Raw genomic sequence first — 22,237 nt, 5'->3', positions numbered from 1 at the left:
CGCCAAGATGGGTGCCGGGGTCGATGATGAGGTCGAAGGAAGGCATCGCGCGGTGGATTCCCGCCGTCGCGACCGTACGCCAGTACGAACGCGCGTGGCTGTGGCCCGACGTGCGCGCGGGCATCGTCGTGACCGCACTGCTCATCCCCGCCGGAATGGGGTACGCCGAGGTCGCGGGCCTGCCTCCGGTGACCGGCCTGTACGCCACGATCGTGCCGCTGCTCGCCTACGCCGTCTTCGGGCCGTCCCGCATTCTGGTGCTCGGGCCGGATTCGTCGCTCGCACCCATCATCGCCGCGGCGATCCTGCCCCTCGCGCTCGGCGACGAGGCCCGGGCCGTCGCGCTCGCGGGCCTGCTCGCGATCATGGTCGGCGCGCTGCTGCTGATCGGCGGGCTCGTGCGCCTGGGCTTCGTGACCGACCTGCTGTCGAAGCCGATCCGCGTCGGCTACCTGAACGCGATCGCGGTCATCGTCATCCTGTCGCAGCTGCCGAAGCTGCTGGGGTTCTCCGTCGACGCGCCGACGCTGTGGCAGGGCGCCGTCGGCATCGTCGACGCGATCGCGGCGGGAGAGGTCGACCCGGTCGCGGCGGCGTTCGGCGTCGGATCCCTCGTCGTGATCTTCGCGCTCCGGATGCTGCACTCCCGCGTACGCATACCCGGCACGCTCGTCGTGGTCGTGCTGTCGATGGTGCTCGTTGCCATCCTGGGGTTCGCGACAGCGATCCCCGTCGTAGGCGCCCTGCCGCAAGGTCTTCCTGCGCCCGCCCTCGGCGGCCTGGAGTGGGGGGACGTCGCCGCCCTGGCGCTTCCGGCGGCCGGCATCGCCCTCATCGCGTTCACCGACACCGCCGTGCTGTCCCGCACCTTCGCCGCCCGCCGGGGCGACAGCGTCAGCGGCAGCCAGGAGATGGCGGCGCTCGGCATCGCGAACGTGGCCGGCGGCGCACTGGGCGGCTTCCCGGTCTCGGGGTCGTCGTCGCGCACCCCGGTCGCGGAACAGGCCGGAGCCCGCACGCAGCTGACCGGTGTCGTCGGCGCGGTCCTGCTGATCGTGTTCATCCTCGTGCTCCCCGACCTCACCCGCTTCCTCCCGTCGGCGACGCTCGCCGCCGTCGTCATCAGCGCCGCGATCAGCCTCATCGACGTGCGCGGCGTCGTGCGGCTGGTGCGCATCAACGTCGTCGACGCGGTGCTCTCGGCCGCCGCGTTCCTCGGCGTGCTCGTCTTCGGCGTGCTCCAGGGCATCGTCATCACGATCGGCCTCTCGTTCATCGCCTTCGTCAACCGCTCGTGGCGGCCGTACAAGGCCGAGCTCGGCCGCGTCGAGGGCCTGCGGGGCTACCACGACCTGTCGCGCAACCCCGATGCGAAGAGGATCCCCGGCGTCGTGATCGTGCGGTTCGACGCGCCGCTGTTCTTCGCGAACGGAGCGATCTTCGACGACTGGGTGCGCTCGCGGGTCCGCGCCGCCGGCCCCGACGTCCGCACCGTGATCCTCGCGGCCGAGCCGATCACCGACATCGACACCACCGCGGCCGACGAACTGGTCGAGCTCGACGAGTACCTCGAGGCACGCGGCATCCGTCTCATCATCGCCGAGATGAAGTCGCCGGTCGTGGACGCCCTCGCCCGCTACGGCCTCACCGACCGGTTCGCTCCCGACCGCTTCGCGCCGACCGTCGGCGCCGCCGTCGACGAGCTCACGGGCACGCTGCGGGGCGACATCAGCGGCACGAAATGGGATGCTGCGCCCGAAGGCCCTGAGCACGCGCCCGGCGACGAGCCGCACAGAGGCGCGAAAGGGTAGGTCTCAGCCGCCGGTGCGCGCGTCGCGCTCGGCGAGCGCGGCCAGGCGGGCGTTGTAGGCCTCGAGCTCGGCGTCCCCCGTACGGTCCGCGTGGCGGTCGCGGCGCTTGGTCTCGCGGTCGTCGCTGCGGCTCCACTGGATCGCCACCGTGATCGCGAGGATGAGCGTGGGGATCTCGCCGATCGACCACGCGATGCCGCCGCCGGTGTACTGGTCCTCGAGGGGCGTCGCGCCCCACGTGCGGCCCATCGAGCCGAACCACTCGGCGATCATGAGGCCCTCCTGCATCATGATCGCGATGCCGAAGAAGGCGTGCATCGCCATCACGCCGATGAGCAGGAGCAGGCGGCCCGGGTACGGCAGGCGGTAGGGCACGGGGTCGATGCCGATGAGGCTCATCACGAAGAGGTATCCCGTGATGAGGAAGTGCGCGATCATCCACTCGTGCCCGAGGTGGTCGTACAGCGACCAGCGGAACAGGTCGGTGTAGTAGAAGACCCAGAGCGAGCCGATGAAGAGGCCGGCCGCGACGAACGGGTTCGTGAGCACGCGGGCCACCGGGGAGTGCACGGCCCACAGCAGCCACTCGCGGCCGCCGCGCGTGCCGTCGTCGCGCTTGTGGATCGCGCGCGCGGCGAGCGTGATCGGCGCGCCCGGCACGAGCAGCAGCGGGATCGCCATGGTCAGCAGCATGTGCCCGACCATGTGCATGCTGAACAGGTAGTCCTGGTAGACGTTGATGACGCCCCCGGTGACCCACACCAGCAGCAGCCAGCCGACGACCCACATGATCGTGCGGTACACCGGCCACGCGTCGCCGCGGCGGCGCAGGCGCCACACGCCCACGAGATAGAAGAAGATCGCGAAGCCGGCGATCACCGCCCACAGCAGGTCGACGTTCCACGCCGTGAACCAGCGGTCGATCGTCAGCTCGGGCGGCAGGGGGGCACCGGTGAGGCGCTCCGCCGGCGTGGGCGTCGCCGGGATCAGCGGGGCCACCGGCGGGGGCGTGCGCGCGAGAGCCGCGGCGGCGCCGCTCGCGACGCCCATCAGCACGAGCTCGAAGGCGATGAGGGTCCAGAAGGCGCGGGCGGCGGCATCCGTATCGCGCATGCGCCCGATGAGGCGCGTGCGGTACCAGGCGCCGAAGAGCCCGAGTGCGATGAGCGCCAGCACCTTCACGCCGAGGATCACGCCGTATGGCGAGACGAGCGCCGACCAGTCCTGCAGGCCGATCGCCGCGCGCACCGTGCCCGACACCGCCACGACGACGAAGGCGGCGAGCGCGATGCTCGAGTAGCGCGCGACGGTCGCGACGTTGTCGTCCGGGGACTGCAGCGGCCGCACGATCACGATCAGCAGCAGCCCGCCGAGCCACACCGCGGCGGCGATGATGTGCAGGATCAGCGCGGTCATCGCCTCGTGGTGGAACGCCTCCTCACCGGAGTGCCCCTGCGTGCCCATCGGAACGAGGGATGCTGCGGCCAGCAGCGCGACGAAGAAGGTCGCGGTCCACGAGCGCACGGCGAAGGTGAGCACCGTCAGCGCGGCGCCCGCGATCGTGGTGATGAGCCACGTGCGGCCGACCTCGGTCTCGACGATGAAGCGGCCGAGCTGGGCGCCGAACTCGGGACCCATGCTGATGACGGGGTTGAACGCGTCGACGAAGGTGAGGAACCCGGTGGCGGCCGCGGCCATCGTGAACACCGCGGCCGAGATCGAGGCGGTGTCGAGGGCGATGTCGAATTCCCGGTCGCCGGCCCGGAGCGTGAACAGCGCCGTCACCAGCACGCCGACCATGCCCGCCGCGGAGAGGTTGACCAGGAGCTTCGCCGTCGGGAGTCCCCAGCGCACGAACGGTCCGGGGTCCGCGATCGCGAGCGGCGCGGCGCCGCCGCCGAACGCCAGCGCCCACACCATCACCGCGAGCGCGGCCACGACGAGGATCACGGGCCCGACGGCCCGCAGGGCGCGGGGGTTCACCCCTCAAGCCTACGTTCGCTTCGACAGGCTCAGCGACCGGGAGAGGTGCCGGTCGCTGAGCTCGTCGAAGCGCGCCCGCAGAGCAGGAGAGGGGATGCCGCGAAGTGCGGCATCCCCTCTCCGGAGGTCTTCGTCGGGATTACTTGACGGCGGCCTTCAGCTTCGAGCCCGCGGTGACCTTGACGCGCTTGCCCGCGGGGATCTTGATCTCCTCGCCGGTCTGCGGGTTACGGCCCGTGCGGGCCGACGTGGCGACCTGCTCGAAGGCGATCCAGCCGGGGATCGAGACCTTGCTGCCGGCGGCGACCGCGTCGGAGACGGTGGAGAAGAGGGAGTCGAGCACGCCAGAGACGGCGGACTGGCTCTGGCCGGTCGCGCTCGCGATGCTCGCGACGAGCTCGGTCTTGGTGATGGTCTTGTCGGCCATTTGGTATGTCCTCCAAAGACGACGAGTGCCGTCTTGTCATTGCTCGGACCGGATGGCTGCGCCCCCCGGCTGGTCCTATCGACCGGTCCCGAATGTACCTGACCTGGCCGACAGATCCGCGTATTTCTGCGGATTTCTGCCGATTACGGCTGCGTGTCGTGTGAAAAGAGTGACGGAAGTGACTCCTGAGCCTCGATTACGCCGACAGCGTTCAGCCCTTGTGCGCCGCGATGAGGTCGCGAGCGGTGCGCGCGAACGCCGGGCCGACCCGGTCCTGGCCGTCGAGATAGCCGCCGACGAGGGCCGCATCGCGCAGCAGGACGAGGGATGCCGCGACCCCCTCGGGATCGCGCAGCCCGGCCCCTTCGGCCAGCTTTCGCAGGGTCTCGCGGAACCACTCGCGGTGGTCGGCGATGAGGTCGCGCACCGGTCCCCCGTCGGGGTACTCGGCGGCGGCGTTGATGAAGGGGCACCCGCGGGTGTGGCGGTCGCGGATGTCCTGCTCGATGCCGGAGACCACGAGATCGAGCAGCACGTCGGGGTCGTCCGACGCCTGCGCCGCCTGTGCGAACAGCGCCCTGAGGCCCTGGTCCTCGCCTTCGAGATAGGCGAGGACGAGACCCTCCTTGCCCGCGAACTGCTTGTACATCGTGGCGCGCGTGACGCCCGCTTCGTCGATGATCCGGTCGACCCCGACCGAGTGGATGCCCTCGTTGTAGAACAGCTGCGTCGCGGCCTCCAGCAGGCGCTGGCGCGCGGGCGACGGGTGGGTTGCCGCGTCGGACGCGGCAGTGGTGGTGCTCATGGATCCCCCTCAGGTCCTTCCATCGTGCCACCGTTTCTGGCCCCTGACCGGCTCCGAAGCGTGGCGCGAATCGTGCTCCGGAATCTTTTCAAGATTCTCTGGGAATAGTCTTGCGTAGATAGAACGTTCGGTCTACCATCGGATGCATCAGCCGGAGACACACCAGGATCCGGAACCTGAGACCACAGCCGAAACCACCGCAACACCGAGCAAGGAGCAGGAAATGAACACCACGACCAAGACCCCCATCGTCCTCATCCACGGCCTCTGGATGACCCCGAAGAGCTGGGACACCTGGGCGGAGCGCTTCCGGGCCGCCGGCCACCAGGTGATCGTCCCGGGATGGCCCGGCATCGACGACCGCACGGTCGAAGACATCCGCAACAACCCCGAGGCGCTCAAGGGCATCGGCCTCAAGCAGATCGCCGACAACTACGAGCGCATCATCCGCCAGCTCCCCGAGAAGCCGATCATCATCGGCCACTCCTTCGGGGGAGTCCTCACCCAGATGCTCGCCGACCGCGGCCTCGGCGTCGCCTACGTCGGCGTCGCCCCCGGGCAGACCGCCGGCGTGACCTCGTTGCCGCTGTCGACCCTCTGGACCGGCACGCCGATCCTCTCGAACCCGTTCGGCATCAACGGCGCGAAGCCGCTGAGCAAGCGCCACTTCCACTTCACGTTCGGCAACGACCTGCCGCGTGAGGAGTCCGACAAGCTCTGGGAGGAGTACGCGGTCAACTCGTACAACAAGGTGTTCTTCGAGGGCGTCTCGTCGGTGCTCAACGAGAAGGGCGGCGTCACCCACGTCGACTACGCCCGCACCGACCGCGCGCCGCTCCTCATCATCACCGGTGAGATCGACCACGTCGTGCCGCCGGCCATCGGGAAGGCCATCGTGAAGAAGTACCAGAAGACCGGCAGCCCCGCGATCGTCGAGTACAAGGAGTACGCGGGCCGCACCCACCGCCTCGTCAGCCAGGACGGCTGGGAGGAGATCGCCGACTACGCCCTGCAGTGGGCGACCACCCACCAGGTGCGCGAGACGGAGGCGGCTCCCGAGACGGAGGCTGCGCAGTAGACGGATGCTGCGCCCCCGCGCCGCGGGACAGCACCCGGCCGCCGAGCTCCCAGCCCGTCTGGTGGTTCGGTGGTCGGGTGGTGTCCCGGCCGGTGTCCGCGGTGGGACGCAGGGGCCCGGGGTTCTTCGAACCCCGGGCCTTTCCCGCGCCGTGGTGCGTGAGGTCAGGCGTGCAGCCTCCGCAGCGCGGCGACGACGTCGTCGTGCCAGCGGCGGGCCGCGGGCAGTGCCCCCGTGAAGATCGGGGTGTCGTGCGTCACGCCCATGTAGCGCACGACGCTCGCGTCGACCCCGGCGCGACGCAGCGCGGCGCCGTAGGCGTCGCCGTCGCCGCGGAGGGGGTCGTACTCCGCGGTGAGGATCACCGCCGGCGGCAGGTCCTCGTGTGACGCGGCGCGCAGCGGCGACGCGTAAGGCTCGCGGGCATCGGTCGGCCGGGCGAGGTATGTCCGGGCGACCGAGCGCAGTTCGCGCACGGTGAGGAAGCGGGGGATGCGCAGCGCGCGCATCGCGCCGAGGTCCATGTGGGCTCCGGTGAGGTCGACGACCGGCACCTCGAGCACCTGCACAGCGAGCGGGTGCCTCGCGCGGTCGCGGTTGACGAGGGTGACCGCGGCGGCCAGGCTGCCGCCCGCCGAGATGCCCAGCACGCCGATGCGACTCGGGTCCACGCCGACCTCGCCGGCCGACGCGAACAGCCAGTCCAGCGCGGCGTACCCCTGCTCCACCTGTGTGGGGTAGCGGTGCTCAGGCGCGAGGGCGTAGTCGACGGCGGCGATCGCGACGTGGGCGTCGACGCAGCGACGGCGGTAGGCAGCATCCGTCGTCGGATAGTCGATGCCCCCGATGCGGAAGGCCCCGCCGAAGAACGCCAGCACGGCGGGCACCGGCGCGTCGCCCGCCACGGACGGATGATAGATGCGCACACGCACCGACGGGAGCCCCGCGACGGCGACCTGGTGCTCGGTGATCCGCACGTCGGGTCCGGGGGTTCCGACGGTGCTCAGCTCGGTGCGGTCCCACGCGAGCGCCGCGCGGCGGTGGCGCGCCCGCGCCCGCGCGTGCGGGCCGAGCGCGGCCTTCGCCTTCCCAGCCGGCTTCGCCTTCGCGTCGGCGGCCGGCGCAGCAGCGGCCGGCGCCGCGGCGGGGACCACCGGCCCGCGGCTGAACGGCCAGAGCGCGGTCAGCCGTGTGCGCACGGCGCCCATCGCCTGGTCGAACATGTACTTGCGGTGCACGCGCAGGCGCTCTTCGAAGAACGGGTCCAGCGGCATGCACCCATCCTCTCGCTCGCCGGCCGCGCGATGCACCGCGCTTGACAATGCCGAGGGCCCGGGGTTCCGAAGAACCCCGGGCCCTCGAGCCGTCCGCTACTCGCCGGACTCCTGGGCGAGCTTGGCGTCGAGCGCCGCGCCGACGTCCGCCGGAGTCGCCTGCCCCTGCGCCATGAGCTGGATCTGCGCGACCAGCTCGGTGTACAGCGCGTCCTGGTACTTCGGCCACGAGATCATCGGCAGGTAGAACTTGCCGTCGAGCAGGGCCTGGAACGGCACCTCGAGCGTCTCGTCGATCGTCGGGGTGTAGTTCGAGGTGGTCGTCATGTCGTTCGTCTGCTCCTGGAAGATGCGCACGCCCTCCTCGCTGGCCAGGAACTCGAGGAAGGTCTTCGCCGCCTCCGGCTCCTTCGCGGCGGTGTTGATCGCGTAGCCCGGCGAGGCGGCGCCCGTGAAGAAGGGCTCGCCGCCTTCCTGCGGCACCCCGGCGAAGGTGAAGTTCATGTCGGGGTTGGCTTCACGGATCGTGCCGACGTCCCACGGACCGGTCGTGATCATCGCCACGCGCCCGCCGACGAACTCGTCACGCACCTGGTCACCGGTGAGGCCGACCATGTCCGGGCTGAGCACGCCCTCGGCGATCAGCTCGTCCCACGGGGTGAGCGGGTCGGTCCAGAGGTCCTCGAAGGTCGACTCGCCCGCGAAGATCTGCGCGTCGACGTCGCCGCCCTGCTCGTAGTTCGCGAGGCCGACGGCGGAGCCGAGCGACGTCGGGAAGCCCTGCCACGACTCGAGGAACGGCACGACGCCGGCGCTCTTGAGCGTGGTGAGCATCTCGACGAAGGAGTCCCAGTCGGTGGGGAACTCGTCGTAGCCGTGCTCGGCGAGGATGTCCTCGTTGTAGAGGATGCCCGATGCCCACGACGAGATCGACAGCCCGTACGCCTCGCCGTCGGGACCCGCGTACGTCGCCGTGTTGAACTCCGACGCGACGTCCATGAACGGCTCGTCGCTGAGGTCCTCGACGAAGCCTCCCTCGATGAGGTTCGTCTTGTTCTCGGCGGCGATGAGGAACACATCGGCGGCGGTGTTGGAGCCGAGGCGGTTCTGCAGCGTGGAGATGTACTCGGCGACCGGCGGCGCCGACGAGAACTCGATGCGGATGTCGGGGTTCTCCTCCTCGAAGGCCTCGATCACGGGCGTCATGGTCTCCTCGTTCGACCACGAGAAGAAGGTGAGCACGGTCCTGTCGTCGGCGGGCGCGCCGGAGCAGCCGGCCAGCGCCACGGCCGTGGCGACTGCGGCGGCGCCCGCGGCCAGCCGGACGGTCGCGCGAGCAGAGGGGAAGGTATGCGTCATTGCTGTGCCTTTCGGTTGTTTGGATCGTTACAGGTTGCGGAAGCATCCGCGTGGACCGCCGTGCGAGCGGTGCATCTCAGCCCTTGACGCTTCCCGCGATGAGGCCGCGCACGATGTGGCGCTGCATCGCGATGAAGAAGATCACCATCGGGATCAGGACGATGACGCTGAGCGTCAGGAACATCGGCCAGTCGGTCGTGAACTCGCCGACCGCCTTGTAGGTCTGCAGGACGAGGGTCTGCTTCTCGGTCGAGCTGATGAACACGACCGGCAGCAGGAAGTCGTTCCAGACCCACATCGTCTGGAAGACGCCGACCGTCACGAGGATCGGGCGGATGAGCGGGAGGGCGATCCGCCAGTAGATCTGCCACGGGCCCGCGCCGTCGATGCGCGCGGCCTCGATGACCTCGCCGGGGAGCGTCCGCATGTAGCCGACAATGAGGAAGTAGCAGAACACCGCTCCCGCCGAGTACAGGATGATGAGCCCCTCGAGCGTGTCGACGAGCCGCGCATCGCTCAGCAGCCGGTACAGCGGGATGAGGGTGACCTGCCCCGGCACGAGGAAGGCGATCACGAGCAGCACGACCATGAGGCGCGAGGTGCGCATGATGACCGAGAACGCCGCCATCGAGCCGATCAGCAGCATGAGCAGGATCGACGCGACCGTGACGTACAGCGTGTTGAGGAACGCCTGGGCCACCGGCACTTCCGAGAAGACGCGGACGTAGTTGTCGAGGTTGAAGGTGGTCGGCAGCGCCAGCGGCGACGCCGTCGTCTCGGCCTGCGTCTTGAGCGTGTTGATCACGAGGTAGTAGAACGGCAGCCCCACGAGCACCGCGAGGGGGATCATGACGACGCTCGTGACGATCGCACCGGGGCGCGACAGCACCCGTTCGCGACGGCGCACCTTGACGGCGGGGACGGATGCTGCGGGCACGGCGGCTTCGCGGACGCTCATGAGAACCTCCCCTCGAGGCGGCGGGACAGGAACAGCTGCAGCGCGACGATCGCCCCGACCGCGATCATGAAGATCACCGCGAGCGCGGACGCCTGGCCGTACTTGGCCTGTGAGACGCCGTTCTGGATGATCGTCTGGGTGATCGTGAAGGTCGAGAAGCCGGGGCCGCCCTTGGTGAGGGTGATCGGCAGGTCGTAGACCTTGAGCCCGCCGGTCATGAGCAGCAGCCAGCTGACCGTCATCGCCGGCAGCAGCAGCGGGAGCGTGATGTAGAAGAAGCGCTGGAGCCCCGACGCGCCGTCGATCCGTGCGACCTCGTAGTAGTCGCCGGGGATCGACTGCAGGTAGGCGAGGTAGAGGATCGCGTGCCAGCCGGTCGAGGTCCAGACCGCCACGGCGATCACGCTGATCTGAGCGAGCGTGCTGTTGGACAGCCACGGGATCGGCCCGATGCCGGCGATCGACATGAGCAGGGAATTGAGCGCCCCCGACCCGAGCGGGTTCAGGATGAACCCCCACACCAGTCCGAGGATCGCGACCGAGGGGATCGCGGGGAAGAAGAAGATCGCGCGCACCGCGTTGCGTCCGAAGAAGGCTCGGTCGAGCACCACGGCGAGCGGGATCGCGAGCGCGGTGATGATGATCGTCGTGGCGAGCGTGAACAGGATGGTGAAGCTCAGGCCCGCCAGCATCGACGGGTCGGTGAAGACGTTCGCGTAGTTGCGGAACCCGACGAACTGGGCGTCGGACGAGTAGCCGTTGAAGTCGGTGAAGCTCCACCACAGCGACTGCGCCAGCGGGATCGCGAACAGGACGATGAACACGATGATCATCGGGACGAGGAACAGGCTGATCCGCACCCGATCGGCGCGGTAGACGGGGCCGTGGCTGCCGACCGGCTGACGCAGCCAGCGCGACATGCGCCTGCCCGCCGTCACCAGCACCCGAGTGTCGGTCTGGGGCCTCTCTTCGATGAGTGTCACGTGATCTCCTTCGACCAGCGGAAGTGGACTGAATGCTACCTGTATCGTTACAACCGGTCTAGAGCCGGTCCTGAACCCTCATGCCGGGCTCAGCCGGTCGACTCACGGGCGACCACCCGGAACCCGGTGACGTGCTCCTTGGGCTGCCACTCCGGCGAGTCCGCCAGGCGTGCGAGCAGGAGGTCCACCGCGAGCCGGGCGACCTCCTCGTGATCGGGGTCGATGGTGGTCAGGCTCGGCACGCTGTAGCGGGCCTCGAGGATGTCGTCGAAGCCGACGACCCGCACGTCGCCGGGGACCGAGACCCCGCGATCGACGAGTCCGCGGATGACGCCGAGCGCGACGGTGTCGGTGATGCACACCACGCCGTCGACGCCTCGGCCGCCGTCCACCAGTCGGTGCGCGGCCAGGCGTCCGCCCTCGGACGACAGCTCGTGCAGCTCGACGACGAGCGCCGGGTCGGGCGCGATGCCGCGCTCGGCCAGGGCGCGGCGGTAGCCCGCGTGACGCAGCGACGTGACGCTGAGGCGGCTGACGTCATCGCCCTCGATCATCGCGATGCGCCGGCATCCCCGGTCGATCAGGTGCATCGTCGCCGCGTACGTGCCGTCCTCGTTGGGCAGCGCGATGTGATCGACCGGGGAGCCGAAGACGCTCTCGCCCAGGATCACCATCGGCACGTCGGTCGTCAGCAGGTCGCGATCGGCGGAGCCGAGCCCGACGGCCGACAGGATGAGCCCGTCGTACATGCGCGTCCGCGACGAGACGATGGCCGACAGCTCGTTCTCGCGGTCGGCGCCGGTCTGCTCGATGACCACGCGGTACCCCGCGTCGTGGGCCTTCGCGATGACGCGTGCCGCGAGCTGGGCGAAGTACGGTCGGTCGACCTCCGGCACCGCGAACCCGATCGTGTTGGTCCGCCCCGCGCGCAGGTTGCGCGCGGCGACGTTCACGCGGTAGCCGAGGTCGTCGATCGCCTTGAGGACGCGCTCACGCGTCTCCGCCCGAACATGCGGGTGCTTGTTGAGCACGTTCGACACGGTCATCGGCGAGACGCCGGCGGCCTTGGCGACGTCGTGCAGGGTGGCCATTGCTGAACTCTATCCGTGGGCCGTCGGACCCGGCCGTCAGGCCAGCTCGAGCGACACCGTCGCGAACGAATGCGCCGGAAGGGTGACCCGCAGCGTGCCGCCCACGAGCTCGGTCTCCAGCGCGACCGGGGCGACGGCATCCGGAACCTCCGCCGTGTTGTGCGCGGCGGCCGAATCGCCGGTGAGCACGCGGGCGGTCGCGGCCGCCACGGCACGGCCGCGGAGGTCGACGTCGATGGTGAGGGATGCCTCGGCGTCGAGGTTGCTCAGCGACAGCAGCGCCGTCGACCCTGTGGTGCTGGCCGATGCCGACACGATTTGCAGCGGTCGCCCGTCCGCCTCGCGGGCGTCGGGGGCGTCCAGGATGTGGACGGCGAGCGAAGTCGCGTCGTGGTGGCCCCGGTTCATCTCGAAGACGTGATACGTCGGCGTGAGCACCAGCGCGCCGGTCTCGGCGTCCGTCAGCAGCATCGCCTGCAGCACGTTGACCGTCTGGGCGATGTTGGCCATCACCAGACGATCGGCGTTGCGGTGGAACGCGTCGAAGTGGACGGCGGCCACGAGAGCGTCGCGCACCGTGTTCTGCTGATACAGGAAGCCGGGGTTGGTGCCCTCCTCGACGTTCCACCACGTGCCCCACTCATCGAGCACGAGCCCCACCTTGCGGCCCGGGTCGTACGCGTCCATGATCCGGGAGTGCGCCGCGATGATCCGGTCGATGTCCTGCGCCTTCGACATCGTCGCGTAGTAGTCGTCGGTGGAGAACGACGTCGCGCTGCCCTTGTCCTCCCACGTGCCGGCGAGCGTGTAGTAGTGGAACGAGATCGCCTGGAAGATGTTCTTCGGGTCGCGCTGGCAGCCCAGGCAGTTGAGCGCCTCCATGAGCGCCGTCGTCCAGGTCACATCGTCGTCGGACGCGCCGGCGGCGATGCGGTAGAGCTTGTTGTCGCCGTGGTCGCGGCAGAAGGTCGCATAGCGCCGCGCCTCGGAGGCGAACTGCGGGGCGGTGAAGTTGCCGCCGCAACCCCAGGCCTCGTTGCCGATGCCCCAGAACGGCACCTTCCACGGCTCGTCGCGCCCGTTCTCACGGCGCAGGCTCGCCATCGGGCTGTCGCCGTCGCGGGTGAGGTACTCGACCCAGTCGCTCATCTCCTGCACGCTGCCCGAGCCGACGTTGCCACTGACGTACGCGTCGGCGCCGAGCATCTCGCACAAGTCCATGAACTCGTGCGTGCCGAAGTGGTTGTTCTCGACGACGTCGCCCCAGTGGGTGTTCACCATCCGCGGGCGCGACTCCTTCGGGCCGATCCCGTCGCGCCAGTGGTACTCGTCGGCGAAGCAGCCGCCCGGCCAGCGCAGGTTGGGGATGCCGATGCCCTTCAGCGCCTCCACCACGTCGAGGCGGATGCCGCGCTCGTGCGGGATCGACGAGTCCTCGCCGACGTAAAAGCCGCCGTAGATGCAGCGCCCCAGGTGCTCGGCGAAGTGGCCGTAGAGGTGGCGGCTGATGACCGGACCGGGGACGTCCAGGTCGACGACGGCGCGGGCGCGGAGGTCGGGCACGGGTTTCTCCTTCGAAACGTCGGGTGGCGAAGCGATTTGTAACGATACACATCGCCAGCGCCGATGTCGAGCGGAAATGCAGAAGGCCCGGAGTTCCGAGGAACTCCGGGCCTTTCTGGACGGGCTCAGCGGTCACTGAGCCTGTCGAAGTCTCACCAGCTCGACTTGGTCACGCCGGGCAGCTCGCCGCGGTGCGCCATGTCACGGAAGCGGACACGCGAGATGCCGAACTTCGTGAGGACACCGCGGGGGCGGCCGTCGATGACGTCGCGCGAACGCAGGCGGACCGGCGACGCGTTGCGGGGCAGCTTCTGCAGGCCCACGCGAGCGGCCTCGCGCTCCTCGTCGGTCGACGTCGGCGAAACGAGCGCCTTCTTCAGCTCAAGGCGCTTGGCGGCGTAGCGGTCGACGACCTCCTGGCGCTGCTTGTTGCGCGCGATCTTGCTCTTCTTAGCCATGGATCAACGCTCCTCTCGGAAATCGACGTGCTTGCGGATGACCGGGTCGTACTTCTTGAGCACGATGCGGTCGGGGTTGTTGCGGCGGTTCTTGCGCGTGACGTAGGTGTACCCCGTGCCGGCGGTCGAACGCAGCTTGATGATCGGACGGACGTCCTGTGCCTTCTTGGCCATTAGAGCTTCACACCCTTCGCCTGGAGGTCACGCACGACCGCCTCGATGCCGCGAGCGTCGATGACCTTGATGCCCTTGGCCGAGACGTTGAGCTTGATGTTGCGACCCAGCGACGGAACGAAGTAGGTCTTCTTCTGCACGTTCGGGTCGAAGCGGCGCTTCGTCCGGCGGTGCGAGTGCGAGATGTTGTGACCGAAGCCGGGAACTGCTCCAGTCACCTGGCACACTGCTGCCATAGTGATGTCTCCTTAGTACCGTGAGGCCGGACGGCCCCACCCAAGATCCCTTGTCTGCACCCCGCGCCCGACCCGGCCGATGAAGGCCCGCGATCTGGAGTGGGATACGTACTGCGTGCTGGAGTGCGCGCAGACGAAGAGTCAGTCTAGCACGGACGGCGTGTCGCACTTGACGCGGGCCGGGTTCGAGGTCCTCACGGCGTTCCGACGCGCGATCCGCGGGCCCGCCGCTATATTCCGGGGCAGGAATCTCTCCTGAGAGGTGGTCCAAGCCGGCCCGCCCGCACGGCCGAGACCCCTGTGTGTGTCTACAAATTCCCGCGCACGCGGCCGATCCGGGTGGACCATGTTCGTCAATCCGGGAGAGGGGCTGGACATGACCGAATCGCACGACGACGCCCGCCTGTGGCCTGCGTCTCCCTTCGACCTCGCCGACGCGCACCGGTGCCCGTCGTGCTTCGCCCTCGTCTCGGCACCCGTGTGCCCCTCGTGCGGCTTCGCCCTGAGCGACCCGCGCGCGCCGCGCGTACTCGAGATCGGTCGCCAGATGCTGACGCTCGAGCTGTCGCGCCAGCAGCTGATGGACAAGATCCGCCTGGCCTACGCGACGGCAGCGGTCGCCGAGACGGATGCTGCCGCCATCACGCTCGCGCCGTCGCCCGAGCTCGTCGCGGCGGAGGCCGCCCTCGACCCCCGGGCCGCCGTGCACGTGGCCCCGGCTGAAGACGTGCTCAGCCGGTCGGCCGTGGTGACGGGCTCCGAAGCCACGGTCGCCGGACCCGCGGACGCTGCGTCCGCCTCCACCGCGGCGCTCGATCCGATGATCTCGTCCGAGTCCACGACGGACTTCGCGTCCACCGCACCGACCGCGCCGGCCGCGCCGCTGCCCTCCGCGCCGTCGCCCGGAGGCGACGGACCCTCGACGCCCGTCGCGGTGACGGCATCCGCACCCCGCCGCCGTCTCACCGTCCCCGTGCTGCTGCTGATCGTCGGGGTCGCGCTCGTGGGGGTCGCGGCGGTGTTCTTCCTGCTGCTGGCGTGGTTCGTCGCCGGGATCGAGGTGCGCGCCCTCATCATCGGCGGCATCACCCTGACCACGATCGTCCTCGCGTCGTGGCTGCGGCGTCGCGACCTCGGCGCCACCGCGGAAGGGATCGGGGCGCTGGGCGTCGGGTTCCTGGCTCTGGACGCCTGGGCGGTGAGAGCGAACGACCTCTTCGGCACGGGGTCGACCGACGCGGCCGTGTACACCGGCATCTCGGCGCTCGTCGTCGCCGTGGCCTGCCGCGTCTGGGCACGGGTCTCGGGACTGCGCGGTCCTGACCTCGCAGCCTCGCTCGCCCTGCCGGCGGGGATCGCGTTCCTCGTGGGCGGCTTCGTCGATCTTCCGCCCGCTGAGGCGGTGACGGCGGGATTCCTCGGCGCCGCCGCGGGAGGCCTCGCGCACGCGCTGCCGGCGCCCTGGTCGGCGGCCCGGAGCGGCGCGGCAGGTGTCCCGGAGCGCCTCGTTCTGGCGCTGTCGGGCGTCGGCGCGCTCGTCGGCGCGGCGGTGACCGCCGCGGTCGCGACCGGCGATGCCGCACCGGTCATGGTGTGGTCGAGCGCCTCCGTCGCCGTGCTCGGTGCCGCGCACACGTGGGTCGTGCGTCCGCGCGCCGGCGTGGAGCCCCTGCCCGGCGCCCGCGTCGTCTCGGGCGTGGCCTCGAGCCTCGCGACGGCGACCGTCGGCCTCACGGGCTGGCAGCTCGCGTTCCGCATCGTCGACGAGCCGGTTTTGCTGGTTCTCGTCGCTCCGGTGCTCGCGACAGCCGTCGCCGTGGCGCTGGATCTGATGCGCAGCGGTCGCGCGCGCCACATGCTGCTCCCGGCCGCGGTCACCGCCGCGGTCATCGGCACGGTGTCTATCCTGGCGACGACGGGGCTGTGGCTGCGGGACGCGCAGGCCGCCATCGCTGCGGGATGGACGCTGTGGCACACGGATGCCTTCACCCTCCCCGCGTCGGCACCCGAGGCGCCCCTCATCGCCGTGGCGGCGGCGGTCGCGATCGGCGGGCTGATGTTCGCCGCGCCGACGCTCCGGCGGCGGACGCTCTGCGATGTCCGCGCGGTCGTGGTCGCGGTGCTGCTGCTGACGGCTGCCGCGCGCACGGCGGTGCCGGCGGTGCTCGTGGGCATGGCACTCCTCATCGCCGTCGCGGCCGTCGTCGGGGCGAGTCGCGCGTCGGCGACTCGGGCCCGTTCGCTCGCCGACGGCGCAGCGCCGGGTGCGGCGCCCCCCGCCGCGGTCGCTGCGCCGGTGCTCGATCGTTCGCACGTCGGCTTCGGCCGCGCGCGCTCGCTCGAGGGCTCGAGCGCGGCCGGCGCCGTCGCCGCCGTCACCGCGTTCATCGCGGGGACGGCCGTGCCCTGGCTGTGGCTCGTGGGAGTCGCCGTCGCCGCCGCCTACCCCGTGGTGCTGCGCGCCGTGCGTCGTGCGGCCGGACCGCTCGCCGTCGTGCTCGCCCTGGCGCCCGTGGCGGTCGGAGTCGTCGCGGCGATCATCGCTCCCGCAGCGCTCGGGGCCGCGGCGGGTGTGACCGGCTCGGGACCGGCGGTGACTTTGGTCCTACTGCAGTGGGTCGCCCTCGCGACCCTCGCCGTCGCCGCGTTCGCGCGGATGGATGGAGCCAGCCGAGTCGCCCTCGCAGTCGTCGGGTACGCGCTCACCGCCGTCACCCTGGTCTGGACCCTGATCGCCGGAGCCGACGACATCGCCACGGATGCCGCCACCGTCGCCACCGTCGCCGCGATCGGCGAGCCGCTGCTCGCCCTCGCTCGCGGCATCGCCCTCCTCGGCCTGCTCGGGCTCATCGCCCTCGGACTCACGCGCCTGCGCGGCCACGCCGTCGCCGGCGCGGCTCTGCTCGCGGCGCCCGCCGTCGCCGCCCTCGCCCACGCCGCGCTCGACATGGCAGGTGCGAGCGACGCGGGATGGGCGGCGCTCGTCCTCGCGGCCGGGCCGGTGCTCGTGATCGTCGTGACCGCGGCCGTTCCCGGCCTGCGAAACGGCCCCGATCCTCGGACCCAGGCGCCGTCCGGCCCTGTCGAGACGACCACCGGGGCTCCGCCGGCCGCCCTTGCCGCGGTCGACGCATCCCCGACGCCTCTGGCTCCCGCCCGCGCACGCACGGCCGCCGACCTCGGCGCTCTCCTCACCGGACTGTGCGTCGTGTGGGGAATCGCGCCGGACCTCGAGTGGGCTCTGCTCGTGCTGGTGGCGATCGCGTGCGCGGCAGCATCCGTCACCCGCGGCTGGGTCGCCGCCGCAGCGGCCGACCCCGCCGACGACCGCTTCGCCACCCGCCGGGCCGGCGCCGCGCTGGGCGCGGCCCCGCGCCGTCTTCTCGTCTGGCCGGCCGTCGCCGCCGCGTGCGCTGCGTGGTGGGCATGGCTCGGCGCGGGCACGCCGGGGGTCGACTTCACCCTCGAGTCGTACGCGGTGCCGGTGACGGTCGTCGTGATGGGATTCGCCGCCGTGCTGGTGCGATTGCGGCGCCGCGGCGAGGCGAGCGTCGCGGTCGCGGCGGCGCTGACAGTCGGGCTCGTGTGGCCCGCCCTCGCAGACTGGTGGCCGCTGGGCCTGATCGGCGTGCAGTCCGCGGTCGACGAGCCGGTCCACGGCACGGTGGTCGCTCTCGTCGCCGCGGCCGTGTGCCTGGCGTTCTCGCTGACGCCGGTGCGCAGCATCCGTCCCCCGTCCGTCGTGGGCGCGACGGCCGCCCTCGCAGCGCTCGGGCTCGCAGCCGCCGATCTGCTGACGGCGTGGCCGGCGGAGGCCTGGCCGTGGCCGACGGCCTGGCTCGTGCTCTTCGCGGGCGTCGCCTACGCCTCTGGTCTCGGGATCGCCGGTGCTCGGCCGGAACGGGCGTCGTCGCGCGGCTACGCGGTGGCGGTGCCTCCGATCGCCCTCTCGGTCGCCGCCCTGCTGTCGCTCGGCGCCGTGGATCACGGGTGGGTCGTGGCGGCGGCCCTCGCCCTGCTCATCGCGGCACACCTCGCCGCGGCCGCGATCGGCGTGCCCCCGTTCGCGCGAGCGACCCGCTGGACCGCCCTCGCCGGCGCCGTCGCGATCGCAGCCTGGTCGGTGATCGTCGGCGGCACCCGCGAGGTCGAGTTCGCCACCCTGCCGATCGCCGCCGCGTGCGGTGCCGGCGCGGTGCTCGCCGTGCTGCGGCGGCGCCGCACCGGAGCGGCCTGGCCGGCCGGCGAGGAGTTCGTGTGGGGCGGGGCACTCGTCCTGGCCACGCTGCCGAGCCTGCTCGGACCCGCCGAGCCCGCACGCGTGTGGCTGCTCATCGGCATCTCCCTGATCACCGCGGCCGCGATCGCTCTGACCCCGATCCCCGATGCGTGGCGCGTGCGGGTCCCGTCGTCGCTGATCCTCTCCGCGGCGGCGCTCGCGATGGGCGCTCGGGTGCTGATCGATCCCTGGTTCGACCTCGGCGACGCGGCGGCGATCACCGCAGCCGCGGGCGCCGTGGTCGTGGCGGTGGTCCTGACCGCGACCGCCGTGACGTTCGGCGAGGCACGACGGGCCGCGATCCTCGCCGCGGTCGGCGTGGCACTACTGGCGACCACGACCCTGCTGCGCGCGGGGGACGACGCGGCCACCGTGACGGTGATCGTGGCGATCGCGGGCGCCGCCGGTGTGGCGGGAGCGGCCGCGCTCGGGCTCCGGCGCTGGGCGGCGCTCGGCGCTGTGCTGGCCGTCGGCGGCCTCGTCGTCGCGGCGGTGGGCTGCGGGGTGCGCTTCCTCGCGGTCGCGGGGGATGCGGGATTCGAAGCCGACCTGTGGGTGGTCGGCGGAGCCGGGATCGCCGTGGCGATCGCCCTCGCGGCGCTGCGCGCCACCCCGTCGCGACCGGTGGCCCTGTCGGCGGGCGCGGGGCTCAGTGTGGCCACGGTGCTGTTCGCGGCGGCCGAGGCGTATCTGCTCGCGGCGGCGGTCGGCTTCGACGAGCTGCGGACCGCCGTGGCCATGACCGCGCTCTCCGCGGCGGCGTACGTCGGAGCCGTGTGGCGCGGACGACTCGGAGCGGGACTCGCCGTCGTCGCCGTCGTCACCGCCGCTGCCTTCGGTCTGCTCGCCTTCTTCGGCTTCGGCGTCGAGCCCGTCGAGCTCGTCACGGTGCCCGCCGCGCTCGGCGGCATCGCCTACGGATCGCGGACGCTGGTGCGACGGCCCGGGTCGCGCTCGTGGCCGTCGCTCGGCCCCTGGCTCGCCCTCCTGCTGCTGCCCTCGCTCGTCTACGACTTCGTCGGCGACACCGAGCTGTGGCGCATCGTGGCCCTCGGCGTCGTGGCGGTCGGGCTGGTGGTCGCCGGAGCCTTCCTCAGGCTGCAGGCGCCGCTGGTCCTCGGCTCGGCGGTGGTGCTCATCCACGGCGTGGCGCAGCTGTGGCCGTGGATCTCGACGTCCTACGTCGCCGTTCCGTGGTGGCTGTGGCTCGGGATCGGCGGCGCCGTGCTGATCTTCATCGCGGCGCGCTACGAGCGCCGGGTGAAGCAGCTGCGCGCGGCGATCACCGCGGTCACGTCGCTTCGCTGACCTCGCGCGCGCCGCGCCCCCACCGGAAGGGCGACACGGTCTCGTCGCCGGGGATCCAGTAGCGCCACGGGAACTCGGCGGTGCCGGCGACCCCTGCGACCCCGACACGCGGCCCCGACGCCACCTCGGCGAGCGAGTCGGCGAGCAGCTCGAGCCGGGCCACGGCCCCGTGCAGGGGCGCACCGGTGATCGCGTCGATGCCGTCGTGCACCGGATGCCGCAGCCCCACCGCGTCGCCGAACCGGCCCGGTCCGCGGGCCAGGTCGCGCGGTGTGCGGGCCGCCGGTCGACGGCGGGTCGCAGCATCCGTCCCCTCCAGCACCCTCCCGGCGCGCAGCAGCACACCGCCGGCGACTCCCTCCGGACCGCACACGACGTTCACGCAGGAGTGGATCCCGTGGCTGAGGTAGACGTACAGGTGGCCGGGTTCACCCCACATCGTGGCGTTGCGCGCGGTCGGCCCCATGCGCGCGTGCGAGCCCGGATCGGGCCTGGGCCCGGTGCCGCGGCCGTGGTACGCCTCGACCTCGGTGAGCCGCACGGCCACGGTCTCGCCGCCGACCACGGTCGTGAGGCGCGCGCCGAGCAGACGCGGCGCCACGTCGGCCGGAAGGCCCCGCAGGTCGGCTCGGGTCGCCCTACGCCAGAGGTCCCGCGCCATGCGCCGAGTCTACGTCCGCGCGCCGACTCCGGATCGCGCGTCGGGCCGCCGCGGCGAGCGCTACTGTTCGCGCATGGGGAAATGGTTCGTGCTCATCCTGCTGAGCGTCTCGCAGTTCATCATGGTGCTCGACAGCACAGTGATGAACGTCTCGATCTCGACCGTCGCGCATGACCTCGGCACCGATATCTCGGGCATGCAGGCCGCCATCACGTTCTATGCACTGACGATGGCGGCGTTCATGCTCACCGGCGGCAAGCTCGGCGACCGCTGGGGCCGCAGCATGGCCTTCCGTATAGGGTCGGTCGTCTACGGCATCGGCTCACTGACCACCGCACTCGCCCCGAACCTGACGGTCCTCATGCTCGGCTGGTCCCTCGTCGAGGGCCTCGGCGCGGTGCTCGTCATCCCGGCGATCGCAGCCCTGGCCGCCATCAACTACACCGGCCGCGAGCGAGTTGTCGCCTTCGCGGTGCTCGGCGCGGTCACCGGCGGAGCGGCCGCCGCCGGCCCGCTCATCGGCGGTCTCGTCACCACGTACTCGTCGTGGCGGTACGTCTTCGTCGCTGAGGCGGTCGTCATGACCCTCGTGCTCATCGTGTCGGGGCGCATCAAGGACGTGCCGGGCGACCGCACCCTCCGCATCGACCTGCTGAGCGTCGTGCTGTCGGCCCTCGGCCTGGGTCTGGGCGTGTACGGCATCCTGCAGTCCAAGACGTGGGGGTGGTTCCAGCCGCTGGACCCGCCGGTGATCAACGGCCAGCCGTTCGCGCCGCTCGGCATCTCGCCCGTCGCGTACCTGATCCTGCTGTCGGTCGTGGTGCTGTGGCTGTTCGTGAAGCGGCAGCAGCGCCTCGAGCGCACGGGGCGCGTGCCGCTGCTGAAGGTCAGTCTGCTGCGCATCACGGCGCTGCGCAGCGGCCTCACGATGTTCATGGCGCAGTACTTCGCGATCGCCGCGCTGTTCTTCGTGGTGCCGGTGTACCTGCAGACGATCCTCGGCTACGACGCGCTGCAGACGGGCCTGAAGATCCTCCCGCTGTCGGTCGGGCTCATCCTCTTCTCGATCCTCGGGTCGCGGCTGTCGACGGTGCGGTCCGCCCAGAACATCGGCCGGATCGGGCAGCTCACGCTCGGCCTCGGGGTGCTGATCGTGTTCCTCGCGGTGCAGCCCGAGCTCGCCGACTTCGCGTTCGCGGCGGGCATGTTCGTGGTCGGCGCCGGCTTCGGCCTGCTGGCCTCGCAGCTGGGCAACGTCAACATGTCGGCCGTCGAGCAGTCCGACACCTCCGAGGTCGGCGGCCTCCAGGGCACATTCCAGAACCTCGGCTCGTCGTTCGGCACGGCGATCGTCGGGTCGGTGTTCGTCCTGCTGCTCACCTCGGGCTTCAGCACGGCGGTCGAGCAGAGCACGACGATCCCCGCCGACATCCAGCAGCAGGTCGTCGCCACAGCGTCGAAGGGCGCGCCGATCATCTCCCAGCAGCAGGCCGAAGACCTCTTGACGGATGCCGGAGCCGACCCGGCCTCGGCGACCGAGATCGCGCAGCTCTACGCCGACACGCAGGTCGAGTCGCTCCGCCAGTCGCTGTTCTTCGTGTTCGCCCTCACAGTGCTCGGGCTCCTGCTGTCGAGCGGTCTGCCCTCGAAGCTGCCCGAGCCCGCTGCGCGCAAGACCGAAGAGGATGCCGAGGACGCCGCATCCGCCCGCTCCTCCTGAGCTGCTCGCGTCCTCAGCTGAGGATCTGCGCCGAGATGCGGATCGACCCGGTGCGCACCGTCCGCATCT

Annotated in this window: 17 protein-coding genes; 4 read left to right on the top strand and 13 right to left on the bottom strand. The window is 71.1% G+C overall.

The window, feature by feature from the left end:
- The first annotated feature begins 26 nt into the window (after positions 1-26).
- Positions 27-1,811, top strand: coding sequence for a SulP family inorganic anion transporter (locus ACFQ7C_RS05730; RefSeq protein ID WP_378898550.1), 1,785 nt, complete (start codon positions 27-29; stop codon positions 1,809-1,811).
- Between the two features lie 3 nt (positions 1,812-1,814).
- Here ACFQ7C_RS05730 and ACFQ7C_RS05725 read toward each other — a convergent pair whose 3' ends face one another.
- From ACFQ7C_RS05725 to ACFQ7C_RS05715, 3 genes are all read right to left on the bottom strand, one after another.
- Positions 1,815-3,794: a cytochrome c oxidase assembly protein gene (locus ACFQ7C_RS05725; RefSeq protein ID WP_378898549.1), complete on the bottom strand. Its 1,980-nt coding sequence runs from the start codon at positions 3,792-3,794 to the stop codon at positions 1,815-1,817.
- A gap of 139 nt (positions 3,795-3,933) precedes the next feature.
- Entirely contained in the window at positions 3,934-4,221 is a 288-nt protein-coding gene (locus tag ACFQ7C_RS05720) for an HU family DNA-binding protein (RefSeq protein ID WP_045301792.1), read from the bottom strand.
- Between the two features lie 211 nt (positions 4,222-4,432).
- Entirely contained in the window at positions 4,433-5,026 is a 594-nt protein-coding gene (locus ACFQ7C_RS05715; RefSeq protein ID WP_378898548.1) for a TetR/AcrR family transcriptional regulator, read from the bottom strand.
- 223 nt (positions 5,027-5,249) lie between these two features.
- On the opposite strand from ACFQ7C_RS05715, the gene ACFQ7C_RS05710 reads away from it, so the two are divergent.
- Positions 5,250-6,104: an alpha/beta hydrolase gene (locus ACFQ7C_RS05710; RefSeq protein ID WP_378898547.1), complete on the top strand. Its 855-nt coding sequence runs from the start codon at positions 5,250-5,252 to the stop codon at positions 6,102-6,104.
- A 164-nt stretch (positions 6,105-6,268) separates the two neighbouring features.
- Here ACFQ7C_RS05710 and ACFQ7C_RS05705 read toward each other — a convergent pair whose 3' ends face one another.
- The 9 genes from ACFQ7C_RS05705 to rpmB form a co-directional block, all read right to left on the bottom strand.
- The gene (locus tag ACFQ7C_RS05705) at positions 6,269-7,378 is read right to left on the bottom strand and encodes an alpha/beta hydrolase (RefSeq protein ID WP_378898546.1); all 1,110 of its coding nucleotides are present in this window, start codon (positions 7,376-7,378) and stop codon (positions 6,269-6,271) included.
- Between the two features lie 96 nt (positions 7,379-7,474).
- Entirely contained in the window at positions 7,475-8,737 is a 1,263-nt protein-coding gene (locus tag ACFQ7C_RS05700; RefSeq protein WP_378898545.1) for an ABC transporter substrate-binding protein, read from the bottom strand.
- Positions 8,738-8,813: 76 nt separating this feature from the next.
- On the bottom strand, positions 8,814-9,695 hold the full coding sequence (locus ACFQ7C_RS05695; protein ID WP_378898544.1) for a carbohydrate ABC transporter permease: 882 nt from the start codon (positions 9,693-9,695) through the stop codon (positions 8,814-8,816).
- Positions 9,692-10,678, bottom strand: a complete 987-nt coding sequence (locus tag ACFQ7C_RS05690; protein ID WP_378898543.1) for a carbohydrate ABC transporter permease — start codon at positions 10,676-10,678, stop codon at positions 9,692-9,694. Before ACFQ7C_RS05690 ends, ACFQ7C_RS05695 begins: the two co-directional genes overlap by 4 nt.
- 89 nt (positions 10,679-10,767) lie before the next feature.
- Positions 10,768-11,769 (bottom strand): LacI family DNA-binding transcriptional regulator, encoded by a 1,002-nt coding sequence (locus ACFQ7C_RS05685; protein WP_378898542.1) that lies wholly within the window; start codon positions 11,767-11,769, stop codon positions 10,768-10,770.
- 36 nt (positions 11,770-11,805) lie between these two features.
- A complete protein-coding gene (locus tag ACFQ7C_RS05680) occupies positions 11,806-13,332 on the bottom strand; it encodes an alpha-N-arabinofuranosidase (protein ID WP_378898541.1) in 1,527 nt (508 codons plus the stop codon).
- A gap of 152 nt (positions 13,333-13,484) precedes the next feature.
- A complete protein-coding gene (rpsN, locus tag ACFQ7C_RS05675) occupies positions 13,485-13,790 on the bottom strand; it encodes a 30S ribosomal protein S14 (RefSeq protein WP_018173549.1) in 306 nt (101 codons plus the stop codon).
- Positions 13,791-13,793: 3 nt separating this feature from the next.
- Positions 13,794-13,964, bottom strand: coding sequence for a 50S ribosomal protein L33 (rpmG, locus tag ACFQ7C_RS05670; protein ID WP_018173550.1), 171 nt, complete (start codon positions 13,962-13,964; stop codon positions 13,794-13,796).
- Positions 13,964-14,200, bottom strand: a complete 237-nt coding sequence (rpmB, locus tag ACFQ7C_RS05665; protein WP_013584774.1) for a 50S ribosomal protein L28 — start codon at positions 14,198-14,200, stop codon at positions 13,964-13,966. The genes rpmG and rpmB overlap by 1 nt, the downstream gene beginning before the upstream one ends.
- 376 nt (positions 14,201-14,576) lie before the next feature.
- On the opposite strand from rpmB, the gene ACFQ7C_RS05660 reads away from it, so the two are divergent.
- Entirely contained in the window at positions 14,577-19,787 is a 5,211-nt protein-coding gene (locus ACFQ7C_RS05660) for an SCO7613 C-terminal domain-containing membrane protein (RefSeq protein ID WP_378898540.1), read from the top strand.
- Here ACFQ7C_RS05660 and ACFQ7C_RS05655 read toward each other — a convergent pair.
- Entirely contained in the window at positions 19,771-20,448 is a 678-nt protein-coding gene (locus ACFQ7C_RS05655) for a DNA-3-methyladenine glycosylase (protein WP_378898539.1), read from the bottom strand. The genes ACFQ7C_RS05660 and ACFQ7C_RS05655 overlap by 17 nt on opposite strands.
- A 73-nt stretch (positions 20,449-20,521) precedes the next feature.
- On the opposite strand from ACFQ7C_RS05655, the gene ACFQ7C_RS05650 reads away from it, so the two are divergent.
- On the top strand, positions 20,522-22,168 hold the full coding sequence (locus ACFQ7C_RS05650) for an MFS transporter (protein WP_378898538.1): 1,647 nt from the start codon (positions 20,522-20,524) through the stop codon (positions 22,166-22,168).
- The last annotated feature ends 69 nt before the right edge of the window (positions 22,169-22,237 follow it).

Origin of the sequence: Microbacterium sp. NPDC056569 (genome assembly GCF_042793475.1) — a bacterium.
GTDB lineage: Bacteria > Actinomycetota > Actinomycetes > Actinomycetales > Microbacteriaceae > Microbacterium.
Note: the sequence above shows the minus strand (reverse complement) of the source record. Positions and strands in the feature narration are given on the sequence as shown.